Source organism: Trueperaceae bacterium (assembly GCA_019454765.1).
GTDB lineage: Bacteria > Deinococcota > Deinococci > Deinococcales > Trueperaceae > JAAYYF01.
Genome location: JACFNR010000053.1, coordinates 1 through 16,351, shown reverse-complemented (window position 1 = coordinate 16,351; position 16,351 = coordinate 1). Strand labels below are relative to the sequence as shown.

The following is a 16,351-nucleotide window of genomic DNA, read 5'->3' as shown; positions in this document are numbered from 1 at the left end:
GCCGTAGAACCCCCGATACCACTCCACGAACCGCTTCACCCCCACCTCCAGCGGCGTCGCGGGTTTGAAGCCCACGTCGGCCACGAGCGCGTCGACGTCGGCGTAGGTGGCGGGGACGTCGCCGGGCTGCATGGGGAGGAAGTTCTTCTCGGCCACCTTGCCGAGCTCGCCTTCCAGCACCTCGATCAGGCGCATGAGCTGCACGGGCTGGTTGTTGCCGATGTTGTAGAGGCGGTAGGGCGCGTTGCTCGTGCCGGGGTCGGGCGCGGTGCCCGTCCAGGCGGGGTCGGGGGTGGCCGTCTTGTCGGCGGTGCGCACGACGCCCTCGACGATGTCGTCGACGTAGGTGAAGTCGCGCAGCATGTCGCCGTGGTTGAAGACGTCGATTGGGCGCCCCTCCAAGATGGCCTTCGTGAACAGGAACATGGCCATGTCGGGCCGGCCCCACGGCCCGTAGACGGTGAAGAACCTGAGGCCGGTGGTGGGCAACCGGTAGAGGTGCGAGTAGGTGTGGGCCATGAGCTCGTTGGCCTTCTTGGTGGCGGCGTAGAGGCTAAGTGGGTGGTCGACGTTGTCGTGGACGGAGAAGGGCGTTGTCGTGTTGGCGCCGTACACGGAGCTCGACGAGGCGTACACGAGGTGCTCCACCCCGTGGTGGCGGCACGCCTCGAGCACGTTGACGAAGCCGACGAGATTGCTGTCGACGTAGGCGTGCGGGTTGGTGAGGGAGTAGCGCACGCCGGCCTGGGCGGCGAGGTTCACGACCACCTGCGGCTCCGCCGCGGCGAAGACGCGCTCCAGCGCGGCGCGGTCGGCGAGGTCGACCCGTTCGAAGCGGTGGCCGGCGTGGCGCGCCAGGCGGGCGAGGCGCGCCTCCTTGAGGCGCACGTCGTAGTAGTCGTTTACGTTGTCGACGCCCACGACGCTGTCGCCGCGCGCGAGGAGCTTCTCCGCCAGGTGGTAGCCGATGAAGCCCGCGGTGCCGGTGACGAGGAAGCGCCTGGCCATCAGAGGCTCCAGTAGGTGTAGCCGGGCGGGAGCGTCGCGCCCTTGAGGAGCGACTTCACGTCGGCCACGACGCCGCCCGGTTGCACGAGGCGCGGCAGGTGCTCGAGCACGAACTCGCGGTAACCGGCGTGCGCCACAGCGACGACGAGCGCCTCCAGGTCCTCGAGCTCCGACTCGTCCACCAGCTCGATGCCGTACTCGCGCTCGGCCTCGGCGCGGTCGGCGAGGGCGTCGTGGACGAGCGGCGTGATGCCGTAATCGCGCAGCTCGGCGACGATGTCGGGCACGCGGCTGTTGCGCAGGTCGGGCACGTTCTCCTTGAAGGTGAGGCCCAGCACGCCCACGCGGGCGCCGTTGATGCGGCGCCCGTGCGAGGCGAGGAGCTTGACGACCTTCTGCGCCACGAAGGCGCCCATGCCGTCGTTGATGCGGCGCCCGGCCAGGATGACCTGGGGGATGTACCCCACCTCCTCGGCCTTGGTGGTCAGGTAGTAGGGGTCCACGCCTATGCAGTGGCCGCCAACGAGGCCGGGGCGGAACGGCAGGAAGTTCCACTTCGTGCCGGCCGCCTCGAGCACCTCGAGGGTGTTGATGCCTAGGCGGTCGAAGATCATGGCTAGCTCGTTCATGAGGGCGATGTTCAGGTCGCGCTGGGTGTTCTCGATGACCTTGGCGGCCTCGGCCACCTTGATGCTGCTTGCTCGGTGCACGCCCGCGTCGATGATGGCGCCGTAGACGGACGCCACGCGCTCGAGGGTGGCCGCGTCCTGGCCGGAGACGACCTTGACGATGCGCCTGAGGGTGTGCTCCTTGTCGCCCGGGTTGATGCGCTCGGGGCTGTAGCCGAGGGTGAAATCCACACCTGCCTTGAGGCCGGAGGCCTCCTCGAGGATGGGCCCGCAGAACTCCTCGGTGACGCCCGGGTAGACGGTCGACTCGTAGACCACCACGGCGCCCTTCGTGAGGGCGCGTCCCACGCTGCGACTGGCGGAGGCGAGGGGCGTGAGGTCGGGGCGGTTGACGGAGTCTATGGGGGTGGGCACGGCCACGACGAAGAAGGTGGCGCCCTTCAGGTCGGCCTCGTCCGCGGTGAAGCGGGTGGTGGTGCCGGCCAACTCGGTGGCGTCCGCCTCGCCCGTGTGGTCGTCGCCTCGCTGGAGGCGGGCGATCTTGGCGGCGTCGACGTCGAACCCGATGACACCGGGGAACTTCTCGGCGAAGGCCAGGGTGACGGGCAGGCCGACGTAACCCTGGCCGACCACGGCGATGCGCTCTGCGCCCTGGGCGCCAACCTGGTCGTTCGTCACTGGGGAACCAACCTCCTGCTGCCGTCATGCCGGCACGACGTTCCGGGCGGCCCCTGTGGGGCGCGCCGGATTCTACGCTATACTCGGCGTTTCGGCCGCTCGGCCGCGTGAGATGCGCCACCCGTGGGTGGCGCGCGTTCGGCGCGCCGGGGCCCATCCACGGAGGTCTCACGAATGCCGGTACTAACCATCGACGGCGTCCCTCACGACGTCCCCCACGGCCGCCGACTGGTGCTCGCCATCGCCGACGCAGGCACGAACATCGGCCACCGCTGCGGCGGCAAGGCGCGCTGCACCACCTGCCGCGTGGAGTTCGTCAGCGGCGAACCCGCCGCCATGACGGACGCCGAGGCGACCAGGCTCGAGGAGAAGGGCCTGAGCGGCGTGGCGCGCCTGGCGTGCCAGATCCGCGTGACGCACGACATGTCGGTGCGGCCGCTGGTCAGACTGGAGGACGAACCGAACTGGAAGGACGCCGGCCCCAGGCCGTCCGAGGACGTGGAGCCGGCGCCCACCTACTCGTCAGGCGTGGCGGCCCTGGGGTAGCCAGTCGCCGTTGTCGGCGCGCCAGGCCTGCAGGCTGCCGGGCGAGAAGCGCGCGAGCGCCTCCTCGGCCGCCGCCGCCTGCTGCGCGCTCGCGACGACCGACACGAAGGTGCGGGAGTCCGGCTTGCCGGCGGCGTGCTCGGGCGGTTCGGGCAAGGGCAAGGGCGAGTTGAAGATGTAGCCCGCGAGCGCGAAGCCCAGGCCGAACACGCCGCCGCCGATGACGGCGGCCCAGAACGGGCCGACGGCCTGCGCCGCCTCCTTGCCGTAGAGGTCGAGCAGGCCCGAGCCCATGAGGAGGCCGAGCAGGCCGAAGCCCAGGAGCCCGACGACGAAGCCGAGCACGGCGCCGTTGGCGGGCGGCATCTCGCCGCGCTCGATGACGTACGGGTCGGCCTGGCGCTGGGCGCGCAGCACGGCATCGTCCGCGCCGGGCACGACGCTGACGGCGCCCTCCCCGAAGCCGGCGTCCGCAAGGGCCGCGGCGGCGTCGCGGGCGGCCGAGGGGTGAGCGAACTCCGCGGTGACGGTCACGCGCGGCTCGCGCTTGACGTGCCCGGGGGCGGGCGACCCGGGCTTTGTGGTGTCGGCGACCATGTGGCTCCCTTCGCGCGGCCTGCCGGTGGCCGGCGTCCTCGACCGGCCGCGGCTCCGCGGGTCCGGCTCATGATAGCGTCACGCCCCACCCGAGCGGGCCGCGGGCGCCTCGGCCGCCGCCGCGTCGCATGATGCGACAATGTGCCGCGTGAGCGCGCGAGCAGGCGGCCGACGGAGCACCCGGCGGGGGGCGGTGACCCTCATGGTCGGCACCCTGGCCAGCCGCGTGACGGGGCTCCTCAAGAACTCGCTGCTGGCGCAGTACTTCCCGACCGCCGTCATCGACGCGTTCGTCACGGCCTTCAAGGTCCCGAACCTGTTCCGCGAGCTCCTCGCGGAGGGGGCGCTCACCAACTCGTTCATCCCGGTGTACAAGCGCCTCGACCGCGACGACGCGCGGCGCATGGCGGGCGCGCTCCTCGCTCTGCTCCTCGTCGTGAACGGCCTCCTGCTCATCGGCGCCTACCTGGGCGCCCCGCTCGTGGCGCGGCTCCTGATCTCCGGCGCGGGCAACGTCGACCTCGAGCTGACCACGCGCCTCGTGCGCGTCGTGTTCCCCTTCCTAACGGCCATCTCGCTGTCGGCGCTGGCCATGGGCATCCTCAACGCCGAGGAGCGCTTCCTGGCGCCCGCCTGGGCGCCGGTGGCCCTGAACGTGGTGACGGTGGCGCTCATGGCGGCCTTCCCCGGCCACGCCGTCATGCTGGCGGCGGCGCACGTGCTGGGCGGCGCCGCGCAACTAGCGTTGCAGCTGCCCGCGCTGGCGCGCGCCGGGCTCCTGCCGCGCTGGGGGGCGCTATGGCACCCGGCGCTCGGGAGCGTGCTCCTCCTGATGGTGCCGTTCGCCTTCACGGCCGGGGGGCGGCAGGTGCTGAACGTGGTGGCGTCGAACATCATCACCGCCATCGACGCGGGCGCCCAGGGCGCCTTCTACCTGGCCGACCTGTTCCTCAGCCTCGCCCTCGGCCTCTTCAGCATCTCGCCGGCGCTGGCCTACTACTCGCGCCTGTCGGACCACGCCGTCCGCGAGCCGGAGGCGTTCGCCCCGACCCTCGCGGAGGGGCTGCGCTTCATCACGTTCCTGACGGTACCGGCCGGGGCGGCGTTGGCGCTGTTGGCCGCGCCCGCCGTCGACGTCGTCTACAACTGGCGGTCGTTGCTGGGAGCCCCCATGGACCCGCAGCTGCGCGCCTTCACCATCGCGGCCACCATGCCGCTCGGGTTCGCCGTCTTCCCGATCGGCGCGTTCAACCTCCTGGTGCGCACCTTCTACGTCAGGCGCCTGGTGCGCACCCCCGTGATGCTCGTCCTGACGTTCCTGAGCGTGCAGGGGCTCCTCTACTGGCTGCTGTCGCAGGCGTGGGGCATCGCCGGGGTGGCGTGGGCCACCGCCGCGGCCGCGTGGTTGCAGCTGGCCGTGGCCGCGCTGTTGGTGGCGCGCCGGGAACGGTTCGGGCTCCGCGCCTGGGTGGGCGGGGCGCTGCGCGTGGCCGTCGCCGCCGGCGTCGCCGCCGTGGCGGCCGCGCTGCTGCTGGCGCTGCTGCCCCCGTTGGCCCACTGGTGGGGTCAGTTGACGCGCCTGGCGGTGGGCGGCGCGGTCATGACGGTCGGTTTCGCTTTGGCGGGAGCGGCGTTGCGGCTACCCGAACTCGGGGCGCTGGCGGCGCGGCTGCGCCGGCGCTGAGGGCCGCCAACGCGGCCCACGCTGCTCACCGGTAGCGCTTGAACACCACCGCGGCGTTCTGGCCGCCGAAGGCGAAGTTGGTGGAGATGGCCACGTCGACCTTCGCCTCGCGCGCGCCCTCGGGGATGTAGTCGAGGTCGAGTTCGGGGTCGGGGTCGAGGTAGTTGCGGGTGGGCGGCAGCACGCCGTGGTGGATGGCCTGCACGGTGGCTATGCCCTCGATGCCGCCGGCGGCGCCCAGCGTGTGACCCGTCATCGACTTGGTGGAGGAGACGGGCGGCACGCGGTCGGAGCCGCCCCACACGGCCTTGAAGGCGAGGGTCTCGTTCAGGTCGTTGGCTGGGGTGCTGGTGCCGTGGGCGTTGATGTAGCCGACCTGCTCCGGCGTGACGCCCGCGTCCTTCAGGGCACGGTTGATGGCGGCTATGGCGCCCGTGCCGCCCGGTGCCGGGGCGGTGATGTGGTACGCGTCGGCGCTGGAGCCGAAGCCCACGACCTCGGCGTAGATGCGCGCCCCGCGCCTCACGGCCCGGTCCAGCTCCTCGAGGACGAGGATGCCGGCGCCCTCGCCCGCCACGAAGCCGTCGCGGCTGGCCGTGAACGGCCGGCTGGCCGTCTCCGGGCTGTCGTTGCGGGTGGAGAGCGCCTTCATGACGGCGAAGCCGCCGATCCCCATGGGGGTGATGGGCGCCTCGGTGCCGCCGGCGATGACGACCTCGGCCTCGCCGCGCTGGATCATGCGGTAGGCGTCGCCTATGTTGCTCGAACCCGTGGCGCAGGCCGTGACGACGCTGGAGCTGGGGCCGGTGAGGTGGTAGCGCATGGCCACGTGCCCGCTGGCCATGTTGGCGATGAGCATGGGTATGAAGAAGGGGCTGATGCGCATGGGGGAGCGCTCGAAGCGCACCTTGGACTGCGCCTCCCACGTGTCGAGCCCGCCTATGCCCGAGCCGACGCAGGTGCCGGTGAGGTCGCCGGCGACGTCGTCGGGCGTGAGCCCGGCGTCCTCGAGCGCCAGGTCGGCGCCGATGAGCGCGAACTGCACGAAGCGGTCGAGGCGCTTGGCCTCCTTGCTCTCGAGGTACGCCGCCACGTCGACGTCGACCTCGCCGGCGAAACGAACCGAGAGGTCGCTGGCATCGAACAGCGTGATGTTGCGGATACCGTTGCGAGCCTCGTGTTGGGCTGCAAGGAACGCGTCGGCTCCGACACCGATGGGTGTTACGGGGCCGACACCAGTGACGACGACTCTTCTCATTGTCGCTCCCACGTCGATCAGGGCCGTGTCGGGTGCGCGTGGCCCGGCCCAAGCGCCCGGCGCTCGCCGCGCGGTGAGGTGCCGCGCGGCTAGCCCGGGGTCACTGCTTGTCGGCTATGAAGCGGACCGCGTCCCCGACGGTGCGGATGTTCTCGGCCTCGTCGTCGCTGATCTCGACGCCGAACTCGTCCTCCAGGCCCATGATCAGCTCGACCACGTCGAGCGAGTCGGCGCCGAGGTCGTCCATGAAGCGCGACTCCTCGGTCACGTCGGCCGGGTCGGCGTCGAGCTTGTCTGCGACGACGTCCTTGATCTTCTCCAGAATCTCGTGCTCGTCCACGGTGTTCCCTCCTCGGAGGCGGCCTCGGGCCCCTCCCACGTTGTGCTTGTCTTGCGCGAGTCTAGCACGGGTTCTTCCCGTGCCCGCCAGTGGTAGTGGCCTCCCGACGACGACGCCGGCGGCCTGAGAAGCGGTGCAAGATGACGCTCCCCGCGGCCTCGGCGGGCGAGGAGCCTTTGAGATGCTAGTGCATGACCATCCCACCGTCAACCACCAGCGTCTGACCCGTCACGTAGGCGGCCTCGTCCGACGCCAGGAACGCCACCGCGGCGGCCACGTCCTCGGGCGTGCCGAAGCGACCCACCGGGATCTCCTTCAGGTAGGCGTCCCTCACCTCGGGGGTCAGGGCGGCCGTCATGTCGGACTCTATGAACCCGGGCGCGACGGCGTTCACCGTCACCCCCTTGGCGGCGTACTCGCGCGCCAGGGCCTTGGTGAGGCCGATGAGTCCCGCCTTGGCGGCCACGTAGTTGGCCTGGCCGACGTTCCCGCGCAGGCCCACGACGGAGGCGACGTTCACGACCCGGCCGAACCCGGCGCGCATCATGCCGCGCAGGGCGCCGCGCGCCAGGTAGAAGGCGGCCGAGAGGTTGGTGTCGAGCACGCGCTGCCAGTCCTCGTCCCTCATGCGCAGGGCCAGCGTGTCCTTGGTGATGCCGGCGTTGTTGACGAGCACGTCGAGCCCGCCGAACGCCTCCGTGACCGCCTTGACCAGCGCGGCGCACTGGGCCGGGTCGGCCACGTCGGCGCCGAACGCGCGCGCCGTGCCGCCCGCCGCCGTCACCGCCGCCACGACCTCCTCAGCGGCCCCGGCCGAGCTCACGTAGTGGACGGCCACGGCGTGACCGCCGCGCCCGAAGCGCTCGGCGATGGCGCGGCCCAGGCCGCGGCTCGAGCCGGTGACGAGCACGGTGCGCTTGGCGGTTCCGCTCACGCCTTGGCCTCCCGGGATGGCGCCAGGGCGGCGGCGAGCGACGCGGGGTCCGTGACCGCCGCGCCCGCGGCGCCCGGCAGGATGCGCTCCAGCAGGCCCGTCAGGACCTTGCCGGAGCCGAACTCGAGGTAGCGTGTGGCGCCGAGGGCGCCGAGCGTCCTCACGCACTCGACCCACCTGACGGGCGCGGTGACCTGCTCCACCAGGATCGCCGGCGCGGCGGCCGCGGCGGGCAGCGGCTGGGCGGTGACGTTGCAGACGACAGTGAGGCTCGGCTCGCGGAACTCGACGGCGGCCAGGTCGCCGGCCAGGCGCTCCGCCGCGCTCCGCATGAGGGGCGAGTGGAAGGGCGCGGACACCTTGAGGGGCACCAGGCGCCCGCCGCGCGCCTTGAGCGCCTCGCCGGCGCGCGCCACGCCGCGCGCAGTGCCCGACACGACCGTCTGGCCGGGGGCGTTGAGGTTGGCGATGGCCACGACCTCGGCAGGGTCGGCGGCCAGCGCCGCGAGCTCCTCGCGGATCACGTCCTCGTCGAGCTTCAGGACCGCCGCCATGGCGCCCTCGCCGGCCGGCACGGCGTCTTGCATGTACTGCCCGCGCTTGCGTACCAGCCGCACCGCCTCGCCAACGCTCAGGCTGCCGGCGGCAACGAGCGCCGTGTACTCTCCCAGGCTGTGGCCCGCTGCCAGTCGCGGCGTCGCGCCGCCCGCCTCGAGGTAGGCCGCGAAGGCGGCCGCCCCGGCGGCCACCAGGGCGGGCTGCTGGTTGGCGGTGAGCTGCAGCTCCTCGGCCGGACCCTCCCACATGAGCTCGAGCAGCCCCGGCAGGGCCGCCTCGGCCTCCTCCAGCACGCGGCGCGCGGCGGGCGAGGCGGCGTGCAGCTCGCGCGCCATGCCCACCGCCTGCGACCCCTGACCGGGGAAGAGCGCCGCGATCATCACGGCCCCCAGGTGAGCACGGACGCCGCCCACGTCAGGCCCGCGCCGAACGACACGAGGAGCAGGTTGTCGCCCGCGGCGACGCGACCGGCGTCGAGCGCGGCGCGCAGCGCCAGAGGGATGCTGGCCGTGGAGTTGTTGCCGTACTCGTCGACGGTCACCACCACGCGTTCGCGCGGGAGGGCGAGGCGCTCGCGCGCCGCCTCGATGATGCGCAGGTTCGCCTGGTGCGGCACGAAGAGCGAGATGTCGTCGGGGGTCAGTCCGGCCTTGCGGATGCTCTCGATGGTGGCGGTGTTCATGACGCGCACCGCGAACTTGTAGACCTCGCGGCCGTTCATGTAAAGGGACTCGGAGAGGGGCGCGCCGCTGGGCAGGCAGCGCCCAACCGAGCGCTTGTGGAGCTGGTCGGCGCCCGAGCCGTCGGCGCCCATCACGACGCCCTTGATGCCGTACGGCTCGGGCACGGCCGAGACGACTGCCGCGCCGGCCCCGTCGCCGAACAGCACCGCGGTGGAGCGGTCGTTCCAGTCGACGATCTTGGTGAGGGCCTCCGCGCCTATCGCCAGCACGCGCCGGCACTGCCCCGACTCCACGAGGCTCTTGGCGAGCCCGACGGCGTAGAGCCAGCCGGGGCAGGCCGCGAGGAGGTCGAAGGCGCCGGCGCTCAGCTTGAACCGCTCCTGCACGAGCGCGGCGGTGGCCGGGAAGAGCGCGTCGGGGGTGTTCGTGGCCACTATGACCATGTCGACGCCGGCCAGGGCGTCGTCGCCGTGACGCGCCAGCAGGTCCTCGACGGCGCGGAAGGCTAGGTCCGAGGTGAACTCGTCGTCGGCCGCGATGTGGCGCCGCTTGATGCCGGTGCGGGTGGTTATCCACTCGTCCGACGTGTCCATCATCTTCTCGAGGTCTTCGTTGCTGAGGATCTTCGGGGGCGCGTAGGCCCCCAGCGCAGTGACCCCCGCCCTGGCGTTACCTTGGCTCACGCGACACCTGCCTGGCTGGCGGCCGCGCCGGTGGCGGGCGGCGGCCGGTAGGAGAAAGGACGGCCGAAGCCGTCCTGATCGGACAACCTCGCCCCCGGGACCGCGGCGCCTGCCGCCGGTGCCCGCGGGCGCAGCCTCACGGGCGTCAAGCCTCCGCGATCACCTGGCGGCCGTTGTAGCTGCCGCACTCGGGGCAGACGACGTGCGGCGGCTTCATGGCCTTGCACTGGGGGCAAGCCACGAGCGTGGGCTCGCTCAGGGCGTGGTGGGCCCGACGCGAATCGCGGCTCGAGCGCGAGGTGCGCTTCTTGGGAACTGGGTGCTTGGCCATACGGTGCTTACTCCTTCTTCACTCTCGCGGTCTGCGAGCGCTGTTCGGATGTGGCGGGAGCTGCCGGGCAGCGCTTACGCCGAGATGTCCACGTCCTTGAGGGCCGCGAAGGGCGAGGGGCGCTCCTGAGCTGCGGGGCGCTCGCGCTTCGGGGCCAACTCGGGGTGCTCGTTGAGGTTGACGCCGTCCTCGCTCAGGCCGAGGCAGTCGGAGCGACACACCACAGTGATGGGCAGTTCGATGGCCACCAGCTCGGTCAGGAACGCGCTGAAGTCCACCTCGGGCGCGCCGAACACGAGCAGTTCGTCGTCGCCCTCCTCGCCGTCCTCGTCGAGGAGGAGCGGCAGGTCGGATGGGCGGTACGCCATGGGGTAGACGAACGTGGTGCGCACCTTGGTGTCGACGTCGGTGAGGCAGCGGCGGCAATCCATGATGGCGGTGGCCTCCGCGGCGCCCTCCAGCACGAAATCGTCGTCGCCGCCGGCGTTCATGACCGTCAGGCGCCAACTGATGGGCCCCCGCAGCCTGATGCCGTCCGCCTCCAGCAGCTCCTGCGCGGGCTCCAGCAACCCCTCGCCGCTCACCTCGGGCGTGCCGCCCACGGTGTGCGTCAGAAGCGAGGACAAGTTGAGAGTCGCGTGGCCGCTAGACTGCATCCCTTGAAAGTATAGGCCCGGCGGGGGCCGTGTCAAGGTAGGCGGGTGGGCTTACGGCTCCCGGTCCCGACCGGCGGGCGGCCTCGGGCGGCGCCCGGCGGCCGCGACGTCCCCGTCGTTGGCGCGCGCGCCGGCGCCGCGGGCGTCGGCTATGCTCTGCACGACATGTTCCTCGTCATACCAGCAGTCGACATCCAGCAGGGCCGGGCGGTGCGCCTCTTCGAGGGCGACCCCGAGCGCGAGACCGTCTACTTCCCAGACCCGCTCGAGGCGGCCCGCAAGTGGGACGACCTCGGCGCGGAGTGGCTGCACGTGGTCGATCTGGACGCCAGCCTGGGTCGCGGCGACAACGCCGAGGCGGTGAAGGGCCTGGCGGGCGGCGTCCGCGCCAAGGTGGAGCTGGGCGGCGGGGTGCGCAGCGTGGCGAGCGCGCGGCGGTGGCTCGAGATCGTCGACCGGGTGGTGCTCGGCACGGTCGCCGTCACTCGGCCCGAGGTGGTGGAGGCGCTGGTGGCGGAGTTCGGGCCGGAGCGCGTGTGCGTGACGATAGACGCGCGCGGCGGGCTCGTGGCCGTGCGCGGCTGGGCGGAGACGACCGCCGTGGACGCGCTCGACCTGGCGCGGCGCGTGGCCGGGCAGGGCGTGACGCAGCTCATCTACACCGACGTGTCGCGCGACGGCACCATGCTGGGCGTCGACGTGGAGCCGGTGGCCCGCATGCGCGACGCCTTCGCCGGGAGCCTCGTGGCGGGCGGCGGCGTGGCCGCCGACGCCGACCTCGACACCTACGAGCGCTTGGGCCTCCAGGGCGCCATCGTCGGCAGGGCCCTGTACGAGGGGAGGATCACCTATCCCAGAGCTGCCTGAGGTCGAGACCGTCCGGCGCGAGCTTGCCGCGTGGCTGCCCGGGCGCGAGGTGCTGGGTGTCGACCTGTTGGCACCCCACGGGCCCAAGTACGTGGGGCTCGACCGGGCCCTCGGGCGCCGCATCGAGGCGGTGGGCCGCCGCGGCAAGTTCCTCCTCATGCCCCTCTCGGGGGGGCTCGAGCTTGTGGCGCACCTGGGCATGACGGGGGTGCTGGCGCAGGAGGCCCCTCGCGGTGCCGCCGCCAGTCACCTGCGCGTGCGCGTGGCCCTCAGCGGGGCGGCGCCCGCCACCCTCTACTTCGTCGACCCGCGGCGTTTCGGGCGCTTCCTGGTGGTGGACGCCGGCGACTACTCGCTGCTCCCCACCCTGGCCGCGCTCGGGCCCGAGCCGCTGGACGCCGGCTTCACGGTGGCGGCGTTCGCGGCCGCGCTGGCGCGCTCTCGCGTGGCCGTCAAGACCTACCTCCTCAGCCAGCGGCCCGTGGCGGGGGTGGGCAACATCTACGCCGACGAGGCGCTCTGGCGCGCCCGGGTGCACCCGCTCACACCGGCGGCCGCGCTGACGCGCGCGCAGGCCAAGCGCCTGCACGGCGCCCTGCGCGAGGTGCTGACGGCGGCCGTCTCGGCGCAGGGCACGACCCTGGCCGACTACCGGACGCTGAAGGGCGGGACGGGCGAGTACGCCGAGCAGCTCGAGGTGTACGGCCACGCGGGGCGGTCCTGCCCGCGCTGCGGGCACACGCTCGAGCGGCTCGTCGTGGGGCAGCGCGGGACCACCGTGTGCCCGCACTGCCAGGTGGCGCCGTGAGCCGCCGGGCGCGGGTCGAGATCCAGGTGCGCTTCGGCGACACCGACGCGCTCGGCCACATCAACAACGCCACCTACGCCACCTACGCCGAGTTGGGCCGCGTGGAGCTCGTGCGCGACCTGGGCCTGCCGCCCGGCGGGTTCATACTCGCGCGCCTGGCGCTCGATTACCGCCGCCAGGTGCGGCTCGGCCAGGCGGTGAGCGTTGAGACGTGGGTGGAGCGCGTGGGGAACAGCAGCGTGACCATGCGCCAGGAGATCTTGGCCGACGGCGAGGTGGCCGTGGAGGTCGAGGCCGTGGCCGTCTGGTTCGACTACGCCAAGAACGTGCCCGTTCGCGTCCCCGACGACGCCAGACGCGTCTTCGAGGAGTGGCGGGTGGGGGACTGACGTCCCTCGCGCCGGGCGCCCCCGTCGCCTATGGTGGGGGTGAGGCGGAAGGGGTGCAGGCGCAAGGAGGGGCCGCGCCGGCGACCACAGGGGGCGCGGCCCGAACCCCGAACCGCTGGAGGGCTTCCGGGCCTCCGCGCAGGCAAGAAGAGCAGCACCTCAGCAGCACGCCGGGAGGGTCCCGGCGGGAGGCCCGGAAGCAAGGAACGAGGCAGGACCGGCGCCGACGCGAGCAGCAACCGCGTCGGCGCCGCTTCGTTCCGGGCCGTCGGCGACCCCTGGTAGGATGCCGGCGTGTCGTCGAGCGAGAGCGCGAGCCCACCGTTCGGGCGGCCGCCACGGAAGGTGGACGACCGGGACGCGCGGGGCGCCGAGCGGGTGGTCGTCGTCACCGGCGCCTCCACCGGCATCGGCAGGGCCTGCGTGCTCGACCTCCTCGCGAACGGTTACACGGTCTACGCGGGGGTGAGGTCGCTCGCGGCCGCCAGCGAGCTGGCGGCCGCCGCCGGCGCCGCGGCGGGCCGGCTAAGGCCGCTGCAGCTCGAGCTGACCTCCGCGTCCGACGTGGCCGCGGCCGCGCAGACGGTGAACGACGAGCTCAACGGCGGGCACTTCCACGGCCTCGTGAACAACGCCGGCATCGCGGTGGCGGGCCCCATGGAGTTCCTGCCGCTTGACGACCTGAGGCAGCAGTTCGAGGTGAACGTGATCGGCCAGGTGGGCCTGGCGCAGGCGTTCATGCCGTTGCTGCGGGAGCGGCCCGGCAGGCTCGTGTTCGTGGGGTCGGTCTCCGGCCTCGTGTCGTCGCGGCTCCTGGGGGCGTACGCGGCCTCCAAGTTCGCGCTCGAGGCCGTGGCCGACGCGTTCCGACGCGAGCTGCTCCCCTTCAAGGTCCGCGTGTCGGTCGTGGAGCCCGGCCGCATAGCCACCCCCATCTGGGAGAAGTCCCTCAGCGAGGGCCTCGAGCGCATGGAGCGCGTGTCGCCCAAGGCCCGCGAGTACTACGGCAACCTGATCGGCGACCTCGCGAAGGGCGCCGAGTTCGCCACCCTGCACGGCACGCGGCCCGAACGGGTGGCCCTGGCCGTGCGCCGGGCCCTCTCGGCGCGCCGCAGCCGCACCCGCTACTTCGTCGGTCCCGACGCTCACCTCATCAACGTGCTGCGGCGCGTCCTGTCCGACCCGCAGCTCGACCGGGTGGTGCGCTCGAGCGGTCGGTGAGGGCGCCTTCAGACAGCCTCAACCCCACGTGGGGCGCGGCCGCGCCAAGTGCTAACCTTCTGGCAGACCAGCGCTAGTGCGGAGACCGACCGGGCTTCGATCTGCCTGGCAAGCTCGAGACTGTTGGAGGACCGATGCGCAAGCTCATCTTCGCCAGCCTTGTGGCGGCCTTCTTCACGGCCGCTCACGCCCAGACCGACTGGACCTGCCCCGCCGGCTTCGAGGGGCAGACGCTCAGCGTCTACAACTGGGCCACCTACGTCGCCGACGACACCATCTCGAACTTCGAGGCGGCCTGCGGCGTGCGGGTGATCTACGACACCTACGGCACTGACGACGACATGGTGGTGCGGCTGCGCCAGGGCAACCCCGGCTACGACGTCGTGGTGCCCACCGACGCGAACGTGCCGACCATGATCCTCGAGGGGCTGCTCGAGAAGATCGACCACTCGCTGCTCCCGAACTACGGCAACCTCGACCCCACCTTCACTGGGCTGCCGTTCGACCCGGGCAACGACTACACGATCCCCTACCAGTGGGGCACGGTCGGCATCGGTTACAACACGGAGAAGGTCGCCTCGATGGACTCCTGGTCAGACGTGTTCGCCTACGACGGGCCGGTGGCATGGCTCGAGGACACCACCGCCATGATCGGCATGGGTCTCCTCATGGTCGGCAAGGACCCCAACAGCGAGAGCGCCACCGACATCGACGCCGCCGCCCAGTACCTGATCGACAACGGCGGCAACGTGGTCTACATCGCTCGCGACGACGGCCAGGAGATCCTCGCGCGCGGCGAGGCCGACGTTGTCATCGAGTACTCGGGCGACATCTTCCAGATCATGGACGAGTGCGAGTGCGACACCTACGCCTACGTGATCCCGGAGGAAGGCACCAACTTCTGGCTCGACAGCCTGGCCATCCCCAAGGGCGCCCCCAACAAGGCGCTCGCCCACGCCTTCATCGATTACATCCTGTGGCCCCAGGCCGGCGCCGACATCTCCAACTACACGGCGTTCGGCACGCCCAACCTCGCGGCGTACGAGCAGGGCCTCATCGACCCGGAGCTGGCGGACGACCCCGCCATCTACCCGAGCGAGGAGACCAAGGCCCGGCTCTTCTTCGCCACGCAGTCGCCCGAGCGCGAGGCGCTCCTGAACGACGCGTGGGACATGATCAAGATCTTCGTCGGGCGCTAGAGCGCGCTCGGCGTGCGGGCTGGGCCGCGGACCACGGTTCGCGGCCCGTTCGCTGGATGGTGGCGCGGTTGCCCGTTCCGGGGCTCACCGGGGCGACGGCTGGGCGGCGGCGCGACGCCGGGTTAGAATCTTGGCCACACCATGACGCCGGCCCCAGCCGTAGAGATCAGAAGCCTGGTCAAGGAGTTCCTCGACCCGCGCACCAAGTCGCTCGTGCGCGCCGTCAACGACGTCGACCTCGACATCAGGGAGGGCGAGTTCTTCGCGCTGCTCGGCCCGTCCGGCTGCGGCAAGACGACCACGCTGCGCGTGATAGCCGGCTTCGAGGACCCGACGTCGGGCGAGCTGCTGCTGGGCGGGCGCTCCATGCGGGGCATCCCGTCCTTCCACCGCCCCGTCAACACCGTCTTCCAGGACTACGCCCTCTTCCCGCACATGAGCGTGCTGCAGAACGTGATGTTCGGCCTGCGCATGGCGCGGGTGCCGGTGGCCGAGGCGCGCAAGCGCGCTATCGAGGCGCTCGAGATGGTCAGGCTGCCGGGGGTGGAGCGGCGCAAGCCGGTGCAACTCTCGGGCGGGCAGCGCCAGCGTGTGGCGCTGGCGCGCGCGCTCGTTAACAGGCCGAGCGTGCTGCTGCTCGACGAGCCGCTCGGCGCGCTCGACCTGAAGCTGCGCCGCGCCATGCAGTTCGAGCTGAAGCGCCTGCAGCAGCAGGTGGGGATCACCTTCGTGTACGTCACGCACGACCAGGAGGAGGCCCTCACCATGGCCGACCGCATCGCGGTCATGAACGCGGGCGAGGTGCTGCAGGTGGGGCGCGCGGACGACATCTACGAGCGCCCCGTCGACCGCTTCGTGGCCGACTTCATCGGTGAGACCAACTTCATGACGGGTGTGCTCGAGTCGAAATCGGGCGCCACCGGCCGGGTGCGACTCGAGGGCGGCACGGTCCTGACCGGCGTGCTGCGCGAGCCGGACGTGTCGGTCGGTCACGGCGTGGCGCTGGCGGTCAGGCCCGAGAAGCTGACGGTGGTTAGCTTGGCGGTCGGCGAGGGCGCCGCGCCCGAGGACGGGCATGCCACCCTGCCAGGCACCATCACGGCCGTCCATTACCTGGGCACCGACGCGCGCTACCTCGTGAGGCTCGATGGCGGCGCGGTGGTGGTGGCGCGCGTCCAGAACCAGCAGCACGGCTTCGCGGGCATGCTGGTGGAGGGCACGCCCGTGCGGTTGAGCTGGCACGTCGAGCACGGCTCCATCCTCGCCTGAGCGCGGGCCCGCG

General features: G+C 72.0%; 18 protein-coding genes. 8 read left to right on the top strand and 10 right to left on the bottom strand.

Annotation, left to right across the window (positions count from 1 at the left end; translation table 11 throughout):
* The coding region (locus H3C53_11990; GenBank protein ID MBW7917386.1) for an NAD-dependent epimerase at positions 1–1,008 on the bottom strand (1,008 nt) is incomplete at its 3' end.
* Complete coding sequence (locus H3C53_11985) at positions 1,008–2,315, bottom strand: nucleotide sugar dehydrogenase (protein MBW7917385.1); 1,308 nt, start codon at positions 2,313–2,315, stop codon at positions 1,008–1,010. The genes H3C53_11990 and H3C53_11985, both read right to left, overlap by 1 nt.
* A gap of 174 nt (positions 2,316–2,489) precedes the next feature.
* Here H3C53_11985 and H3C53_11980 point away from each other — a divergent pair, with 174 nt between their 5' ends.
* Positions 2,490–2,861 (top strand): (2Fe-2S)-binding protein, encoded by a 372-nt coding sequence (locus H3C53_11980; GenBank protein ID MBW7917384.1) that lies wholly within the window; start codon positions 2,490–2,492, stop codon positions 2,859–2,861.
* On the opposite strand, the gene H3C53_11975 is transcribed toward H3C53_11980, so the two are convergent.
* Positions 2,838–3,458, bottom strand: a complete 621-nt coding sequence (locus H3C53_11975) for a hypothetical protein (GenBank protein ID MBW7917383.1) — start codon at positions 3,456–3,458, stop codon at positions 2,838–2,840. The two genes, H3C53_11980 and H3C53_11975, sit on opposite strands and share 24 nt — an antisense overlap.
* A gap of 148 nt (positions 3,459–3,606) precedes the next feature.
* Here H3C53_11975 and murJ point away from each other — a divergent pair, with 148 nt between their 5' ends.
* Complete coding sequence (gene murJ / locus H3C53_11970; GenBank protein ID MBW7917382.1) at positions 3,607–5,142, top strand: murein biosynthesis integral membrane protein MurJ; 1,536 nt, start codon at positions 3,607–3,609, stop codon at positions 5,140–5,142.
* Between the two features lie 25 nt (positions 5,143–5,167).
* Here the strand turns inward: murJ and fabF are convergent, their stop codons facing one another.
* From fabF to H3C53_11935, 7 genes are all read right to left on the bottom strand, one after another.
* Positions 5,168–6,400: a beta-ketoacyl-ACP synthase II gene (gene fabF / locus H3C53_11965; GenBank protein MBW7917381.1), complete on the bottom strand. Its 1,233-nt coding sequence runs from the start codon at positions 6,398–6,400 to the stop codon at positions 5,168–5,170.
* A 100-nt stretch (positions 6,401–6,500) separates the two neighbouring features.
* The gene (acpP, locus tag H3C53_11960; protein ID MBW7917380.1) at positions 6,501–6,740 is read right to left on the bottom strand and encodes an acyl carrier protein; all 240 of its coding nucleotides are present in this window, start codon (positions 6,738–6,740) and stop codon (positions 6,501–6,503) included.
* Positions 6,741–6,924: 184 nt separating this feature from the next.
* Positions 6,925–7,674, bottom strand: a complete 750-nt coding sequence (gene fabG / locus H3C53_11955; protein MBW7917379.1) for a 3-oxoacyl-[acyl-carrier-protein] reductase — start codon at positions 7,672–7,674, stop codon at positions 6,925–6,927.
* Positions 7,671–8,612, bottom strand: coding sequence for an ACP S-malonyltransferase (gene fabD / locus H3C53_11950; GenBank protein MBW7917378.1), 942 nt, complete (start codon positions 8,610–8,612; stop codon positions 7,671–7,673). The genes fabG and fabD overlap by 4 nt, the downstream gene beginning before the upstream one ends.
* Positions 8,612–9,598, bottom strand: a complete 987-nt coding sequence (locus tag H3C53_11945) for a ketoacyl-ACP synthase III (GenBank protein MBW7917377.1) — start codon at positions 9,596–9,598, stop codon at positions 8,612–8,614. The genes fabD and H3C53_11945 overlap by 1 nt, the downstream gene beginning before the upstream one ends.
* 145 nt (positions 9,599–9,743) lie before the next feature.
* Positions 9,744–9,929, bottom strand: coding sequence for a 50S ribosomal protein L32 (rpmF, locus tag H3C53_11940; protein ID MBW7917376.1), 186 nt, complete (start codon positions 9,927–9,929; stop codon positions 9,744–9,746).
* 74 nt (positions 9,930–10,003) lie between these two features.
* Positions 10,004–10,585, bottom strand: a complete 582-nt coding sequence (locus H3C53_11935; protein ID MBW7917375.1) for a DUF177 domain-containing protein — start codon at positions 10,583–10,585, stop codon at positions 10,004–10,006.
* A gap of 165 nt (positions 10,586–10,750) precedes the next feature.
* On the opposite strand from H3C53_11935, the gene hisA reads away from it, so the two are divergent.
* The 6 genes from hisA to H3C53_11905 all read left to right on the top strand — a co-directional run bounded on the left by hisA (position 10,751) and on the right by H3C53_11905 (position 16,338).
* Positions 10,751–11,452, top strand: a complete 702-nt coding sequence (gene hisA, locus H3C53_11930) for a 1-(5-phosphoribosyl)-5-[(5-phosphoribosylamino)methylideneamino]imidazole-4-carboxamide isomerase (protein MBW7917374.1) — start codon at positions 10,751–10,753, stop codon at positions 11,450–11,452.
* A complete protein-coding gene (gene mutM / locus H3C53_11925; GenBank protein MBW7917373.1) occupies positions 11,436–12,260 on the top strand; it encodes a bifunctional DNA-formamidopyrimidine glycosylase/DNA-(apurinic or apyrimidinic site) lyase in 825 nt (274 codons plus the stop codon). The genes hisA and mutM overlap by 17 nt, the downstream gene beginning before the upstream one ends.
* Positions 12,257–12,649, top strand: a complete 393-nt coding sequence (locus H3C53_11920) for an acyl-CoA thioesterase (protein ID MBW7917372.1) — start codon at positions 12,257–12,259, stop codon at positions 12,647–12,649. The genes mutM and H3C53_11920 overlap by 4 nt, the downstream gene beginning before the upstream one ends.
* Before the next feature lie 294 nt (positions 12,650–12,943).
* On the top strand, positions 12,944–13,870 hold the full coding sequence (locus H3C53_11915; protein ID MBW7917371.1) for an SDR family NAD(P)-dependent oxidoreductase: 927 nt from the start codon (positions 12,944–12,946) through the stop codon (positions 13,868–13,870).
* A 134-nt stretch (positions 13,871–14,004) separates the two neighbouring features.
* The gene (locus H3C53_11910) at positions 14,005–15,069 is read left to right on the top strand and encodes a spermidine/putrescine ABC transporter substrate-binding protein (protein ID MBW7917370.1); all 1,065 of its coding nucleotides are present in this window, start codon (positions 14,005–14,007) and stop codon (positions 15,067–15,069) included.
* Between the two features lie 141 nt (positions 15,070–15,210).
* The gene (locus tag H3C53_11905) at positions 15,211–16,338 is read left to right on the top strand and encodes an ABC transporter ATP-binding protein (protein ID MBW7917369.1); all 1,128 of its coding nucleotides are present in this window, start codon (positions 15,211–15,213) and stop codon (positions 16,336–16,338) included.
* The last annotated feature ends 13 nt before the right edge of the window (positions 16,339–16,351 follow it).

Coding starts and splice junctions, on each gene's coding strand:
- H3C53_11910 (MBW7917370.1), top strand. CDS start 14,005: ATGCGCAAGCTCATCTTCGCCAGCCTTGTGGCGGCCTTCTTCACGGCC.
- fabD (MBW7917378.1), bottom strand. CDS start 8,612: ATGATCGCGGCGCTCTTCCCCGGTCAGGGGTCGCAGGCGGTGGGCATG.
- H3C53_11980 (MBW7917384.1), top strand. CDS start 2,490: ATGCCGGTACTAACCATCGACGGCGTCCCTCACGACGTCCCCCACGGC.
- H3C53_11975 (MBW7917383.1), bottom strand. CDS start 3,458: ATGGTCGCCGACACCACAAAGCCCGGGTCGCCCGCCCCCGGGCACGTC.
- fabF (MBW7917381.1), bottom strand. CDS start 6,400: ATGAGAAGAGTCGTCGTCACTGGTGTCGGCCCCGTAACACCCATCGGT.
- H3C53_11935 (MBW7917375.1), bottom strand. CDS start 10,585: ATGCAGTCTAGCGGCCACGCGACTCTCAACTTGTCCTCGCTTCTGACG.
- H3C53_11905 (MBW7917369.1), top strand. CDS start 15,211: ATGACGCCGGCCCCAGCCGTAGAGATCAGAAGCCTGGTCAAGGAGTTC.
- rpmF (MBW7917376.1), bottom strand. CDS start 9,929: ATGGCCAAGCACCCAGTTCCCAAGAAGCGCACCTCGCGCTCGAGCCGC.
- hisA (MBW7917374.1), top strand. CDS start 10,751: ATGTTCCTCGTCATACCAGCAGTCGACATCCAGCAGGGCCGGGCGGTG.